At 41.8% G+C, this 15,056-nt stretch carries 10 protein-coding genes and 2 riboswitches; of the genes, 2 read left to right on the top strand and 8 right to left on the bottom strand.

The features are described from left to right. Positions 1 to 51: 51 nt before the first annotated feature. The 7 genes from HMPREF0083_RS16835 to HMPREF0083_RS16865 form a co-directional block, all read right to left on the bottom strand. Complete coding sequence (locus HMPREF0083_RS16835; RefSeq protein WP_021622808.1) at positions 52 to 1,242, bottom strand: trans-sulfuration enzyme family protein; 1,191 nt, start codon at positions 1,240 to 1,242, stop codon at positions 52 to 54. Continuing rightward, positions 1,236 to 2,372 (bottom strand): trans-sulfuration enzyme family protein, encoded by a 1,137-nt coding sequence (locus tag HMPREF0083_RS16840; RefSeq protein WP_021622809.1) that lies wholly within the window; start codon positions 2,370 to 2,372, stop codon positions 1,236 to 1,238. The genes HMPREF0083_RS16835 and HMPREF0083_RS16840 overlap by 7 nt, the downstream gene beginning before the upstream one ends. 96 nt (positions 2,373 to 2,468) lie before the next feature. Then, positions 2,469 to 2,586: riboswitch (SAM riboswitch) on the bottom strand. Between the two features lie 86 nt (positions 2,587 to 2,672). Then, a riboswitch (SAM riboswitch) is annotated at positions 2,673 to 2,789 on the bottom strand. Positions 2,790 to 2,906: 117 nt separating this feature from the next. Further along, the gene (locus HMPREF0083_RS16845) at positions 2,907 to 4,016 is read right to left on the bottom strand and encodes a histidine kinase N-terminal domain-containing protein (RefSeq protein WP_040303315.1); all 1,110 of its coding nucleotides are present in this window, start codon (positions 4,014 to 4,016) and stop codon (positions 2,907 to 2,909) included. Between the two features lie 291 nt (positions 4,017 to 4,307). Beyond that, positions 4,308 to 5,810, bottom strand: a complete 1,503-nt coding sequence (locus HMPREF0083_RS16850) for an aminotransferase class V-fold PLP-dependent enzyme (RefSeq protein ID WP_040303302.1) — start codon at positions 5,808 to 5,810, stop codon at positions 4,308 to 4,310. A gap of 161 nt (positions 5,811 to 5,971) precedes the next feature. After that, positions 5,972 to 6,676, bottom strand: a complete 705-nt coding sequence (locus HMPREF0083_RS16855) for a hypothetical protein (protein ID WP_040303306.1) — start codon at positions 6,674 to 6,676, stop codon at positions 5,972 to 5,974. Beyond that, positions 6,663 to 7,679, bottom strand: coding sequence for a phosphodiester glycosidase family protein (locus tag HMPREF0083_RS16860; RefSeq protein ID WP_021622813.1), 1,017 nt, complete (start codon positions 7,677 to 7,679; stop codon positions 6,663 to 6,665). The genes HMPREF0083_RS16855 and HMPREF0083_RS16860 overlap by 14 nt, the downstream gene beginning before the upstream one ends. A gap of 469 nt (positions 7,680 to 8,148) precedes the next feature. Next, a complete protein-coding gene (locus tag HMPREF0083_RS16865; RefSeq protein WP_021622816.1) occupies positions 8,149 to 8,544 on the bottom strand; it encodes a carboxymuconolactone decarboxylase family protein in 396 nt (131 codons plus the stop codon). Positions 8,545 to 8,911: 367 nt separating this feature from the next. Between HMPREF0083_RS16865 and HMPREF0083_RS16870 the strand changes: the two genes are divergently transcribed. After that, positions 8,912 to 10,528 (top strand): ATP-binding protein, encoded by a 1,617-nt coding sequence (locus tag HMPREF0083_RS16870; protein ID WP_021622817.1) that lies wholly within the window; start codon positions 8,912 to 8,914, stop codon positions 10,526 to 10,528. 6 nt (positions 10,529 to 10,534) lie between these two features. Continuing rightward, entirely contained in the window at positions 10,535 to 12,193 is a 1,659-nt protein-coding gene (locus HMPREF0083_RS16875; RefSeq protein ID WP_021622818.1) for a thiamine pyrophosphate-binding protein, read from the top strand. A gap of 84 nt (positions 12,194 to 12,277) precedes the next feature. Here HMPREF0083_RS16875 and HMPREF0083_RS16880 read toward each other — a convergent pair whose 3' ends face one another. Then, entirely contained in the window at positions 12,278 to 14,911 is a 2,634-nt protein-coding gene (locus HMPREF0083_RS16880) for an SLC13 family permease (RefSeq protein WP_021622819.1), read from the bottom strand. Positions 14,912 to 15,056: the final 145 nt, after the last annotated feature.

Genomic DNA, 15,056 nt, shown 5'->3' on the forward strand with positions numbered 1-15,056 from the left:
ACTCTGGATCATACTGGATAATCAACACCCTTGAGAAAAAGCTTCTTTCCATTACATTGTATGTGATGCTGTGGAATCAATACATTGAAAAGCATATTCGAGATCCCGGATTACATCCCCCGCTTCTTCAATTCCTACCGAGATACGCAGCAATGTATCTGTAACTCCCATCTGCTTACGCTGTTCTTCCGGTATGCTGGCATGCGACATCCGAGCCGGGTAGGTAACAATACTTTCCACAGCCCCCAGGCTTACCGCTAGAGCAGGCAAAGTCAAATTATTTAGGAACCGCTCTACCTGCTCTGCACTGCCAAGCGTAAACGAAATCATCCCTCCAAAGCCTTTAGCCTGTTTAAGTGCAAGCTTATGCCCACGATGTTCTGGTAATCCTGGATAATATACGTTTTTTACTTCAGTACGTGATGCAAGCCATGATGCGATTTGTCGAGCATTTTTCTCATGCTGGTCCATCCGTACTTTTAGCGTCTTCAAACCACGCAGCAGAAGCCATGAGTCTTGCGGTCCGAGAATAGCGCCAAAAGCATTCTGGATGAATCCGATCTCGTCTGATATTTCCTGACTGGCTGCTACAACAAGACCGCCTACTACATCGCTGTGACCGCCAATATATTTCGTGGCACTGTGCACTACAATGTCTGCTCCCAATTCCAGCGGACGTTGTAAATACGGCGTCATAAACGTATTATCAACAATTGTCAGCAGCCCTCGTTGTTTGGCTATCCGGGATACTTCCTCAATATCCGTAATATTCATCTGCGGATTGGATGGGCTTTCCAAAAAGATAGCGCGTGTCGCTGGAGTAATCGCAGACCGTACAGCCTGCGTATCTGTCGTGTCGACAAATTTTCCGCGAATGCCAAAGCGAGGAAAAAGCTTCGTAATCGCCCGATATGTGCCGCCATATATATCATCTGAAAGCAAGACTTCATCTCCTGAGCTTAATAGGCAGAAAACAGAAGAAATGGCAGCCATCCCCGAAGAAAATGCAAAGCCGGCATGCCCGCCTTCAAGTTCGGCAATCGTCTGCTCAAGCGCCTCACGGGTCGGATTACCTGAGCGGGAATAATCGAATTTCCCTGGTTCGGAAAGCGAGAATTGATGGAATGTCGATACTTGATAAATGGGCGTGCTTAGCGCACCATGATGCCTTCCACTACCAGGTTTCGTCTGAACAAGCTTCGTTCCGAAAGATATTTCTTCCTTCTGATTCTTGTTTAACATCGTAACGCCTCCTCCAAATCTGTGAGTAAGTCATCTATGTTTTCAATGCCAACAGATAATCGCAACAACCGATCGGTAATACCGAGCTGCTCTCTTGCTTCTTCCGGGATATCCGCATGCGTTTGCCGAGCGGGAAACGTAATGAGACTCTCTACTCCACCGAGACTTTCTGCAAATGTAATAATTTTTACATTCTTTAAAAGATGGGGCACAAGCTGCGGGTTACGAACAGAGAAGGATAACATTGCTCCAAACCCAGACGCCTGCTTACCGGCTAGATGATGGCCGGAATGTTCCGGCAGACCTGGGTAATGGACAGCTTCTACTTCAGGATGCTTCTGCAGCCATCTGGCCAGTGCCAGAGCATTTTGCTGCTGTTTTTCCAGCCTTATCGCAAGCGTTTTAATCCCGCGCAGGATAAGCCAGGAATCCTGCGGTCCAAGAATCGACCCGCACGCGTTCTGTAAAAGCCCAATACGCTCACCGAGCTCTTCTTCTCGCACCGCTACAAGACCCGCAACTGTGTCATTGTGTCCACCTAAATATTTCGTCGCACTATGCAGTGTAATATCCGCACCGAGTGCGAGCGGCTGCTGCAAATACGGCGTCATAAATGTGTTATCGACAATAAGCAACAAATCATGTGTTTTGGCCACATCAGCAATTCTTCTAAGGTCGGTAATTTTCATAAGCGGATTGGTTGGCGTCTCGATAAGCAAAGCCTTCGTCTCTGAGCAGATCGCTGCTTCTACATTTTCTATACAGGACGTGTCAACAAAACTTGCAGTAATACCGAATTCATGAAATACTTGCGTAAGCAGCCGGTAGGTTCCACCGTATAAGTCTTCAGACACGACCAGATGATCACCCGGCTTAAACAGGAACAATACGGTGGTAATGGCCGCCATTCCTGAAGAGAAGGCGAATCCTTTGGTGCCTCCTTCCAATGAGGCAATCGCCTCCTCTAATGCTGTACGGGTTGGATTGGCAGTACGTGAATAATCATAGCCCGTGCTTTCCCCGAGCTCCGGGTGCTGAAATGTGGCACTCTGATAAATCGGAGTACTAATTGCACCTGTTGTGTTATCCTTTTCCATACCTGCTCTTACAAGCAATGTCTCCATGTTCATATTCCTTCTTCATCCTCCTAGCTTTTTTAAAGTGGCAAAAAAGAAAACACCCTCCGTTGCAGAGAGTGTTCGCGTTATAAAAACAGGGCCTACACTCTCTCATCGACAGGAACAATCGTTCCACAGGCATTGGCACCGTTTAAGCGAACACATACATTCGCCTAATGGTTGCCGGGCTTCATCGGGCCAGTCCCTCCACCGCTCTTGATAAGAGAATATTTATTTATCATTTACAGGTTCAAAACATTCCTTTAAAAATAAAAACCTCTTTATCGGGGATAAAGAGGAGCATGCACATCCGTCTTATCTCCCAGGCTTATACTATCCTGCTGGATTTAGCACCTTCCTCCCTTTTAGTAAAGGTAATGGGGTTGCCGGGCTTCATTGGGCCAGTCCCTCTGCCGCTCTTGATAAGAATAATCAGTATAATTAATTTTTTCAATCATAATCTGTTTTCACTTAAGTTGTCAATCTTTTTTTTAAAAAAGAAAGTTCTTCAAATACATAAATATAACTGCCCTTCACAAACAAATGTCATCCCTCATAATAAGGCAAATGTATCGAAAAGATAGTACGGTTCTCATTTGAATGAATGGAAATCGTACCTTCATGCTTCTCTATTATTTGTTTGCAAACAAATAGCCCGAGCCCTGTGCCAAGATCTTTCGTAGTAAAAAAAGGTTCAAAAATCGTTTGTATTACTTCCCCCTCAATAATCGGCTCATTATTTGAAACAGTGATAACGATTCCTCCCGATATTTTTTGCAATAAGATTTCTATCTTTTTTTCTTTCTCTTTTGCATGTAACGCTTCAATCGCATTAAATAAAATATTGATAAGAACTTGCCGGATTTCATCATAATAACCGTGAAATAAAATATTACATGCCAAATCTTTAGATACATTGATATTGTGGTTAAGAAAACTAGGGTATAGGAAATTCAACACTTGATTAATCAACTGTTCCATGTAAAAGTCTTGCTTTTCTTTTCCGATGATTTCCTTTTTGGAAAGCATTAAAAATTGCGATACACGAAAATTGAGCTCTTCTAATTCACTATCAATAATATCTATGTATTTTAAATCAGGATATTCTGTTTTCAATAACTTAATAAATCCTTTGATAGAAGTAAGCGGATTACGAAACTCATGGACAAAGCTTGAAGTCATCTGACCAAGAATAGAAAGTCTATCTTTATGGTTCGTATCAATTACAACCGACTTTTCCTCAAGCATTTTATTCTTTAGTTCGGTATAATGAGAGACTGCATAATACAAGAATATATCAAAGCATTCATTGATACGATTAATTATGGGCTGCAATTCCTCCATACTCATCTCGAATACCGTTAAGCACTTAAAGATTCGGCTTCGTCCACCGTTTACATTGTAAACGAATTCTCCAATGTTAATACCTGCTTCTATTCGCTCCTCAACAATTTGACATGCAAGACGCTTTAAGGCTTCTTTTTCGCCTTCATTAATGAGGATCTGAATAACGATTTCATACATTTCTATTCCGTTTTGAAACACTTTATCCCGGAAAGGAGCGTTCTCCGAAACAAAAGCATCTTCTCTCCATTCTCTCACCAATACGTCTGCTTGCTGTTTCAGGAAATCAGTAAACCTTTTCATATCGTCCATTATACTCATCACTTTCCTTATAAGAATGGAAGTACAACCACCTTCGACATGTAATACGGCTTTTCCCATCGGCTGGAGCATAAAGCTATAACAAAATATTTCATTAAATTTTTTCTCTTTAATTCAGGGAATTATTTCCTCCCCTATGCTAGCTTGTGTATATAGTGATTCTATCGTGTTTCTTCTCCATAGAATACATTAATTTCTATTTATTAGGGTAATTATATAACATACAATCAAGCAGGAGGAAAAGCGCTCCCCTTTATAATGAGGTGGGAAGCGCCATATATTTTAATACAGGCAAAAGGCTCTATCCATATCCCTTCTCTTATAGCCGATATAATAAAAATCATTCGTTTCATGGTCATATATATATTCTTTTTTCCACTCGGCAATGTTTTCGATAATCCTATGCATCGCAGTAATGAATTCATATATCTCTCGATTGGACATCGTAGGATGAACGGAAAATCGTACCCAGCCTGGCTTACTAGAAAAATCTCCCTGAGTAATTTGTGATGCAATCAGCTCGGACATACTGTGATCAATTTTAAGCAGATAATGTCCGTATGTTCCTGCACACGAACAGCCCCCACGTACCTGAAAACCAAACCGATCATTTAATAATCGAACAATTAAATTATAATGGATCCCTTCCACGAAAAAAGAAACAATTCCCAGCCTTTCTGCAATATGGCCATCCAGTACATGCAGCTTCGGGATGCTTTTCAGTCCAGGCATCAGAATATCCATTAGCTCTTTCTCGCGTCGAAGCATATTTTTTGTTCCCATTTGTTCTTTCAGCTTTATGCATAAAGCGGCCTTAATAGTTTGAATAATACCGGGTGTGCCTCCATCCTCTCTCATTTCTATATTGTGAATATACTGGTGCCCTCCCCATGGATTGGTCCACAATACGGTTCCGCCCCCCGGTTTATCCGGAACCTCGTTGGAGTATAGCCTGGAATCGAAAATAAGTACACCACTCGAACCTGGCCCCCCTAAAAACTTATGGGGAGAAAAGAAAATACCATCCAGTTTTTCAAGAGGTGACGGAGGATGCATATCAATATCTACATAAGGAGCTGAAGCTGAAAAATCAATAAAGCAAATACCTCCGTGCTCATGCATTGTTTTTGCCAGTTGATGATACGGCGTCTGAATACCTGTTACATTGGAGCACGCAGTAAATGAGCCAATCTTCCATTTTCGACGACGATATTTCTCCAGAAGCAATTCTAGTTGCTCTACGCTGACTCTCCCTTCCTCATCCGGCTCAACAATAATAACGTCCCCGATGGTTTCCAGCCACGAAAGCTGATTGGAATGATGTTCCATATGTGTTATGAAAATAATTGGGCGATTGTCTTCGGCAATTGTTCCTTTATCTTTTGCCATTTCAGGCCATCGCAGTCCCATCATTCGTTGCAGTCTATTCACAACTCCTGTCATCCCAGATCCGTCCATAATAATAACGTCATGTTCATCGGCATGTACATGCTTTTTTATAATTTTTTGTGCCTGTTTATATGCCAGTGTCATAACTGAACTTGTAATATTCGATTCCGTATGCGTATTAGCAAAAAACGGTCCGAATTCATCACAAATTTTCGTCTCAATCGGGCGATATAAACGCCCGCTCGCAATCCAATCAGCGTAAATCATTCGCTTTTCTCCATAAGGGGAAATAAAATACTGCTCATTGCCCACAATGTTCTTCCTGAATTGCGAAAAATACATCTCTAACTCTTCAAAAAAGCGATATGTTTCATTCCCTATCTTCGCTCTAATCATTGCATCCCCTCCTCTCGCCATTCTCCATTATCTACATTATGATGTCAGTCGAAAGTAGGTTAAAAAAGCAAACCAATAAACAGCTGGATAAAATAAGGTCAGACATGCACACGGCTGTCTGACCTTATTTATATATCACTTTTCATTCAATTCACAATTCCTTATGAGAACTTCTGAACCTTCAACGAGGAACGACGTATTGAACCATCTTTGTACTCCCATAGTTTTCCTTTTGAATTTGAGATATAGAGAATATCGTTTTTCTCATCATAATCAATACTGGCGATATGAACTTTGCCAATCTGTAGCTTTTGGAGCCCACTTGATGCTGTATATTTGTACAGCTCATCCTTCTCTTCATTTTTCATATGTACATAGAAAAACTCTAAATAGGGTGAAAAATAAATATCTTCTATCTTTCCTTTTTTATCTGGCCATTTGTAAACAGGAACTGGTTTATCATGCGATCTCTGCATCAGACGCAGTTCCTGTCCCCTGCGATTCTCAACCATATAAAGCAATGCATTGGACTGCCCTAGCCATTTCATGTAGGTAATATTCCCGTCTTCCTCCAACGAATCGCTTCCGTTCCGATCCTCAATAATAAGCTTGCTTTCATCTTCCTCTGTTACATAAGCAAGATGAAGAGAATCAGAAGTCATATCATACCGGACGGCATCATCCGGAACGGTAAGCCGCTTTTTTCCTCCTGACTCCATGCCTGCAGCAGACACATGTTCTCCATCTAGGGAAGGCGGCGCTAGAAAATCATCCAGTTGATACAATGCACCGAATTGAACAATGGTAAGCACCGCCATTCCAATAACCCATAATGACACTTTACGTACTCTTTTAATGCCCGACACTATTCTTCACTCCGTCTACGATAAAACTGGTGGCTACATAGCGCTCCCCAAGAGGATTGGAAGGTGCCACTAGAAAATCGCCTTGATAGTACAGTTCAGAGCTATAGCCGCCGTCAAGGTTTGCGGCGAATTCAGCTCCATTATCCAACATAATTTTTTCGCAGTCCAGTAACGTAGCCCCCACTCCGTCGCTTCCCCGGCCGGATAATGCCAGCAACAAAATCGCTCCGTCACTCCGCTGTCCAATAGCTGAGCGAGGCGCAATACCCCATGAGCCATCATCCTCTCCCAGGAACGGTCGCCCGTCCTTTACAAGCTGAGGACCAAAAGAAATTGCATCTTGGATACCAAGCTCTTTTATTTCTTCATATTTATATTTTCCGATAATTAAGGCTCCCTGTTCTGTAATGCCGATAACAGGCTGACGAACCGATTGATCGCCGCTAATATATTTACCGCGCGAAATTGTAATTCCCATCGGAATACCGCCCGTACCCTTTCCTTTCACATCATAGAAACCGCCAGCATTAATTCCTCCAACAGCATTCGCATCCTTTACCATTTCACTCACGGTTTGTCCCACATTATTAATGTGCTTCGTTACAGCGACATGAACACGTTTCGGATCTTTTACTACTAACATGCTGCCATTATATCTCTTTGCTTCTATGGGAATGACTTCGATCCCATCATCATGCACATCGGAAAAATTATCGGCTCTCATATCCCCTTCGCTCATTTTGTCCATGCCTACCGGTTTGTACTTTGCAAGGGCCGTAGGCGAGTAGAAATATTCGATATACCAGGGGTGCCTGCTGGTCAATACGGCCCCGATGACCGTACTACGCAGATGCTCGAACGGACCATATAACACAAGTGCGGCAGTCGACAATCCCACGTAAATAGACAGCAATATTCCAATCCCAAGAAGTTTGCCTCTTTTCTTACGACGTTTTCTTCTTCTTGGTAACGTATTCTTCTCATCTATCTTCACAACTGACATCTAAACCATTTCTCCTTTTCTCGCTATCTCCCCAAATCTATACTATAGATACGAAAAATGATTGACAACAAAGGAAAATGGAGAAAACCCTCATTTTTCTTTCGTTTTCTCCTTTTTAATCATGTTTACGATAAAAGAGGCACCGAATCAAAAAAGTTTATTATATTTACAAGGGTGTTGATTGTCCAAAGTGGGTCGTCACCACACCGTGTCCCAAACGGGCGTCGGTTCGTCTCCCGCCCCGAGAGGCCCAGATGTTTTGCCGGTCCGGCCCTGGCGCCAAAAAGCGGCTGTGTCTCTTCCTTGTGAGAAAAAGACGAGGGAACACGCCGACGCGTGCATCTTTTCTTTCACCTTATGGATAATCAACAGGCGTGTTATATTTATATATCGGTATCGAAAAAACAATAATAAATTAAAGAAGGTCGACCAAGTTTACACCTTGGCCAACCTTCTTTTAAGCATATCCTCAAACATCTGCTCCCGAACTATGTGTAGTCCGCTTCTCAAGCACATCCATTACAACCGCAAAGGCGCTCAACGCTTTCGGAAATCCGGCATAAACAGTAGACTGAAGAACAATTTCCATGATTTCGTCCGGGGTCAGTCCGATATTTAACGCGGCATTCACATGCATAGGCAACTGCTCGGTTGCACCTTGCGTAATTAAGGATGATAGAGTAACAAGTTCTCTCTCCCTTAGATTTAAGCCGGGTCTGGAATAAATATCAGCAAATCCATTCGAAATAATCAAGTTAGCCAAATCCGGATATAATGCATGAATGCGCTCCAGCTCCGTGACACCATCGGCTCCGGTTAATTTTTCAAAAATTCCCCATCCTTTCTCATAACGTTTGTTTCCCATAAAGCTCCTCCTTTTTTTGATTATTATGTATATTCTATCTGCCCTTCTATCTTAGCAGGCTATTATCAAAAAGCAGAGCATTAATTTCCAAATGGAGTAAAATTCAAAAAAATGACAAATTGGATTATTATTTCGACATTTTTTTACGGTTAAAAGAAGGAAATTTAATACATTTGTAGAATTGTTTATGAAACATAATTAGTTCCTTATACACAAATTATCGTGCTGTTAAGTGAAGAATATATTCCCGCACTACTCGAAAAGAATAGGAAACATGTACTCATTATAGATAATTTACTAATTTATACAATAATACATATCAACAAATGTAGTATTAAAATAAATTTTGAACACTAGAGGTTGAAAAATGTCTAATTATGAATCCCTCTATATCCAAATATCCAAACAAAAATGTGCTACTATGGGCCTCAGCCCATATATTTTACCTCGACCTTCAGCAATTTCTAATACAGAGCTAGAACAAAGGCAAGAGCAGTATAAGGAAATTCTTTCTACTATTAATTTTTTTGCAAAAAAAATGTTATTTTTCGTAAACAAACATCCTATTGTATTGCTTGTTACCGATAAGAATGCAACCGTACTTGATATGTATGGCGATAGGGCAATTATCAACCATGTACAGCAAATGGGAATCAATATAGGAATCCAATTTAATGAAGAGGAGATGGGAACAAATTCAATCAGTCTGGCATTGGAGCAGCTCCATCCAGTCAAAGTAATTGGTCCGGAACACTATCACGGATACCTTAATGAAGCAGCATGCTATACAGTTCCTTTCATGTACAATACTTTCGATAACTTGGCCGGATCTTTAACTATTTTTACAAATATGGAAAATGCCAACGATGTTTATTTAGGAATGCTGCTGGCTGTAGTCGATTCCGTTGAACGAGAACTTATTTTACGCAGACAAAATCAAAAGCTCTTCGTATTGAATCAAATTATGATGAGTACAACCAAAAATGGAATTATCCTGACAGACAACAGAGGGATTATCATCGATGCGAATGATTCAACGGAAAACATAACCGGATATAAGAAGAATGAAATGATTGGGCATTCCATTGCAATGCTTCAGCCTATCGCAAAGTACATGTACAATACGTTGCAACATGAACAAATTCATGAAGATATTCTTGTTGAATTTGTTACAGGTACACAACAACAAAAAACAATTTGCCTTTTCGATACTTTACCTATTTACGACGAAAAAAACATCCTAAACGGAGCATACTGTCAATTCAGAGATATAACCGATAGATATAATCTTGAGAGACAAATCATCATCTCTGAAAAATTTTCGGCTATTGGCAAGCTATCTGCTGGTTTTGCACATGAAATACGAAACCCTCTAACCTCTATTTCGGGTTTCATTCACTTATTGAAAGAAAAAACGCACACAGACGATTCAAACAACTATTACTTTGAGATTATTCAAAATGAGCTGGAGCGGGTTAAAAAGCTGGTTACGAATTTTATCGTAGTAGCCAAACCGGATACCCCTGTAAGAAAGGAGCATGACCTTCGAAAAGTGCTGATGGAGACTGTCGAATTAATGGAAAGCCATGCTCTTCTATGCAAAGTGAATATTCAATGCAGCCTTTCCAGCGCTCCACTTCTCCTGCATATTGATGCTATGCAAATTAAACAGGTCATTATGAATATCATTCAAAACTCAATTGAAGCTCTGCCAGACGGTGGTAATATCAGCATCGAAATGGAAGAAACAAATGACGAAAATGTTGTAATCAGTATTCAAGATAATGGCTGCGGAATGACAGCCAATGAACTGAAGCAGGTGATGACCCCTTTCTTCACTACAAAAGATGATGGACTCGGACTTGGTTTATCTATTTCATATCGGATTATAGAAAGTCATAAGGGCTCTCTGCATGTTTTTTCAGAAAAAGGAGCAGGGACTACTTTTAACATTATTCTTCCTAAAACCATTGGAAAGGAATGAAGATACATGACTACTATCGCATCCGCTGTTGTCCACCATATCAAGAAGCTCGGAGTTACACACGTTTTCGGAATCCCTGGTAAATCAATTGTTCCCCTTGTTATTGAATGTGAAAAGCAGTCTCTTCCTTTCATATTGTCCCGACACGAATCTGGTGCCGGCTTTCAGGCATCTGGTTATGCTATTAAAAACCAAACAATAGGAGTAGCTATCGGCACTTCAGGACCCGGGGGAACGAATCTTATTACAGCCGCCGGACAAGCTAAGGCCTTTCATCTTCCTGTTCTTTTTATTACGGGACATCCCTCAATGAAACACACAGGCAAGGCCCTTGCCCAGGACTCTACGGCCTTTGGTACCGATATGGTTAAATTGTTCGAGCCCGTGACCAAATTCAGTGCTCGAGTTGAGAGAAGTGATGTATTCCCTATGTATCTTCGACATGCGCTCGAACAGTCGCTTACAGGAGTAAAAGGGCCTGTACACCTGTCCATTCCACTTGATGTATTGCTTGAGGAAATCGTACCGTTTGATATCTCTATCCCCAAGACTTCTTTTCCTCTCATTTCAACAGGAATCAGCGATGCACTTCCCATCATAGAACAAGCAAAAAGACCTGTTATGATTCTCGGAAAGGGTGTGCATGCCTCCCTTGCATATGAAGAAGTCCGTGCACTGGCGGAAACCTGGGGAATTCCAGTCGTAACCACTCCTGGAGGCAAGGGAACATTTCCAACCCTTCATCCATTATCGCTAAACAGTTTCGGACTCGGAGGAACACAGCAGGCTGAAGCCTATTTACGTTCTGGAGTTGATCTCATCCTTGTCATCGGCTCGAGATTAAACGATATGTCCACAGCCGGTTTTACAGAAGATATGTATCCTGAACATGTCATCCACTTTGACTACGAATCACATTACATTCAAAAATCGCTACCTGTTCCTACGTGCTTTATCCAGGGTGACATCAAGCAAAATATATGCGAACTTGTAAAAGCATCTTCTTCTGAACAAAAGATGAAATACAAAGAAACTTTCGAACAAATAGCTGCAGCATACGAGGCAGAAGCACCGCAGTATCATTCCGAAGCTGGTGCAGATTCTCCTTTTATTTCGGCTGTTGAGGCTATTCGCACATTGCGGGCGGCCCTTCCTATGGATACGGTTGTTTTCGGAGATGAAGGAAGCCACTCTTTCTATGCAATTCAAAACTTCGACATTTATAAACCTGGCACGTTTTTCTTTGACGCCGCATTTGGGACAATGGGTTATTCACTAAGCTACGCAATTGGAGCAAAGGTGGCATCGCCCAGCGACACTATCGCATGCATCTGCGGAGACGGTTCTTTATTTATGCATGGAACTGAAATTTCGACTGCGGTCAACCAAAATATCGCTGTTCTATTTATCGTGCTCAATAATAGCCGTTTGGACATGGTGGATAAAGGAATGTCCAATCATTTTGGGAAATCCATTGGTTCTGTATACGATATCGGTGTCCATGTTCAAAAATTCGCGGAATCACTCGGCGCAAATGCATTCCGTTGCCAAACAAGCGAAGAAATTATGCTGTCCGTGCATGAGGCTCTGACTCATAACGGACCATCCGTTATTGAAATCATGGTAGACCCATATGAAGTTCCTCCTACTTTACTCCGCGGGTAATCCGCAAAGCGATTAGGTAGCCAAAGAGCAATGTATAAAACGGGCCGTTTTTTGTAAAAGCGACCCGTTTTTTCCCCTTTACATTTAATTAATCAATCCTAGCCATTCCCAATATGGAACACAAAGAAGCACGATTAAAATAACGGCCAGCGCATAGCCAAGTGCAACTAGTTGTCCCTGCCGATGACTGAAAGATTTTCCCTCTACACTGTAATAGGCCGTTAAATAGGTGGGAGATTGATAAGGGAAAAAGAATGGATCAGTTGATAGCAGAATAATAAAGACCAACACCCACGGATGAATGCCCGCCTTTTCTGCCAGAGGAGACATCGAGATAACAAGCAAAATAACGGCCGGGTCATCCCTGACAATAAGCGTAACCATAAACGATAGGAAAATAACAGCAAGAAGAAAATATGTCGAAGATGACATAAACGGCATCATAAAATCACCAAGAAACGACGACATCGCCTCAATAATCCCCAACTGCTTTGCCGCTTCCGCAAAGCTAAATGCGATCCCGATAAATAATAAAAAAGGCCAATCGATACCTGACTTCAATGTCTTGGCATCCAAAACATTACTAAGCACAAGCGCCGCAAACCCAAATAGCATCACCCATGTGCTATCGATTCCGTGGAAGGGCTGAAGAATAAGAAGAGTGATACAACTAAGCACCGTCAGCATAGTAATGCGCTCTTCTTTTGTCAACTTGCCCAGTATTTGCAACTGCCCATCCAATACCTCTTGGGAGACAATCTTATTAGAACCTGTATTTCTAAATAATACGAGCAAGAAAGTAAGCATTCCTACTGCAAAAACGAGAAAAGCGGGCAAAGCATATAAAAACCATTGTATCCAGGAAAGCTGCTTCGTGCCCGGTATAAGCCCGTATGCCATTATATTCGTGTAGGAACCCGTTAAAACAAAAGGGGCTGTAAACCCGTAAAAAACCATGGCAGCAAGCCCTAATCCTGCCGCTCCTTTGCTTCGAGCAGAAAATCCCATCGATTCGGAAAGCGTCTGAGCAATCGGAACCCCAAGCGCCGTTTTTGCCGTTGATGACGGTATCAGCGGATTTAGCACCGCTCCACCGACCACAATACCCCAGAGCTGCCCCCGGTAATGGGAAGGGAATCTTTTTAACGCATGCAAAGAAAGCCGATATAAAATGCCTGATTTCGAAATAGCGGCCCCTATCGCCAAAATAAAGAGCATATATAGCCATGTTGGTGTAGCATAGCCCGATAAAGCCACTTCAGGTTTGACCAATCCTCCTATTACCCAGAACATAGCCATAAACAGAGCAACGATGTAATCTGGTATAAGATTGACAATCCATAGAACGACGGCCGCTATACCTATGCCAATAAAGTCCATTCCTTCTCTGGAGAGACCTGCAAATGGAGGAGCGTAATGAAAATAACTTATACTTATAATTATGAGTAAAATTGCTATGATACCGGAAAATCGGTTTCTTTTCCAAAACACACTTTTGTTTTCCGCTAGCTGTTTGCTTTTTTCACTGTCAAGCTTTTGCTTTGCAAGGCGGTACGTTCGATCTCCATTTTGCATTGATTCGTTCGTTGGCTGAGCAAGGGACGCCATACATGCTTCAGCCATCTGCAAATACTCAAGCGCTTTTTGCCTCATATCGAAATTATGGCATAATTCCGCTCCGTATTCGTATAAAGTCACCAGTTGGATTGGGGTATAAAGGGAGGGGTTTTGTTCTAGTGCCAGTTCTACTTTTGCTATCCCTATCTCTCTTCTCTGCTCAATACAATACTTCAGATAGGACTCTAGTACAATAAAACGGTTACATAACAATTCATCAGGGTATCTATCCAATCGTCCATATATCTCATGTTCTCTTGGAATGCTTCCCATCGTTTCATGTAATTTCTGATTCAGGACATCGACGGCGGCTTCCCACTCCTCGTTTTCTTCATATACCTCAACCGCAGCCATCCATTTTCCCTCTGCCATAAACAGCTCTGCCGCATGTCCAATCCACTGCTTCTTCTTATTATATCCATATTTTGTAATGTACAGCTCTGCAAGAGTGCTTTTCACAGCAGGCTCAATAACAAACCCATCCTTATTCAATGGATCAACCCGAATATAGCCCTGCAATTTCGGTATGTTTATCAATTCAAGTTCAGGCGAAGCAATGCCCAGTTCTGATTGAATTATCCCCTTACTAACAAAAGGCAAGACCGAACAGGCCAGAAGACACTCCACCAACCTTTCAGGGAAATGCTCCATCTCTTGAAGAATCCATTTCGACTTGGCTTCTTTGGATGCTTGCAGACGGCTGTTCGTTTGAATTAGCCTTTGCGACAACAATCGAATAAAATAAGTAGAGATTTTTGTATTTTCCTCGATTAGCGCTTGAAACGTAATCATGTCCATAACCAAAAGCTCTGTATTATCCGCTGCAACAGCGGTTGCCGAGCGGGGTTCTCCTGTAAGCAGCGCCATTTCACCAAGCGTGTGTCCCTGTTCCAAAATCGCGAGTGATTGGTTTTCCCCGTCCGGTGTAGTGGAAAACAATTCAATCTTCCCACTATCAATAATATACATGCTGTCCCCTACATCACCTTGCTGAAACAGCACTTCTCCTGCAACAAGATTTATTTTTCCTAATTTACCTAAAATTTTGGCCATTTCAAGGTTAGAAAGTCCTTGGAATAAATCGATGTCATATACAGCCACACTTTTTCACCTACTCCTGTTCATTCAAGAACTCTACAATTTACCGTTTCTTCATTCTTCTAGAAAATAATCATTTTTACGAAAAGGAAAAATATTTCTTTCAAGAGTGGCTCGTCACCACACCGTGTCCCTTCCTTGTGAGAAA

Origin of the sequence: Aneurinibacillus aneurinilyticus ATCC 12856, assembly GCF_000466385.1 — a bacterium.
In the GTDB taxonomy this organism is placed as follows: Bacteria; Bacillota; Bacilli; order Aneurinibacillales; family Aneurinibacillaceae; genus Aneurinibacillus; species Aneurinibacillus aneurinilyticus.

Coding starts and splice junctions, on each gene's coding strand:
- HMPREF0083_RS16835 (WP_021622808.1), bottom strand. CDS start 1,242: ATGTTAAACAAGAATCAGAAGGAAGAAATATCTTTCGGAACGAAGCTT.
- HMPREF0083_RS16840 (WP_021622809.1), bottom strand. CDS start 2,372: ATGAACATGGAGACATTGCTTGTAAGAGCAGGTATGGAAAAGGATAAC.
- HMPREF0083_RS16845 (WP_040303315.1), bottom strand. CDS start 4,016: ATGGACGATATGAAAAGGTTTACTGATTTCCTGAAACAGCAAGCAGAC.
- HMPREF0083_RS16850 (WP_040303302.1), bottom strand. CDS start 5,810: ATGATTAGAGCGAAGATAGGGAATGAAACATATCGCTTTTTTGAAGAG.
- HMPREF0083_RS16860 (WP_021622813.1), bottom strand. CDS start 7,679: ATGTCAGTTGTGAAGATAGATGAGAAGAATACGTTACCAAGAAGAAGA.
- HMPREF0083_RS16865 (WP_021622816.1), bottom strand. CDS start 8,544: ATGGGAAACAAACGTTATGAGAAAGGATGGGGAATTTTTGAAAAATTA.
- HMPREF0083_RS16870 (WP_021622817.1), top strand. CDS start 8,912: ATGTCTAATTATGAATCCCTCTATATCCAAATATCCAAACAAAAATGT.
- HMPREF0083_RS16875 (WP_021622818.1), top strand. CDS start 10,535: ATGACTACTATCGCATCCGCTGTTGTCCACCATATCAAGAAGCTCGGA.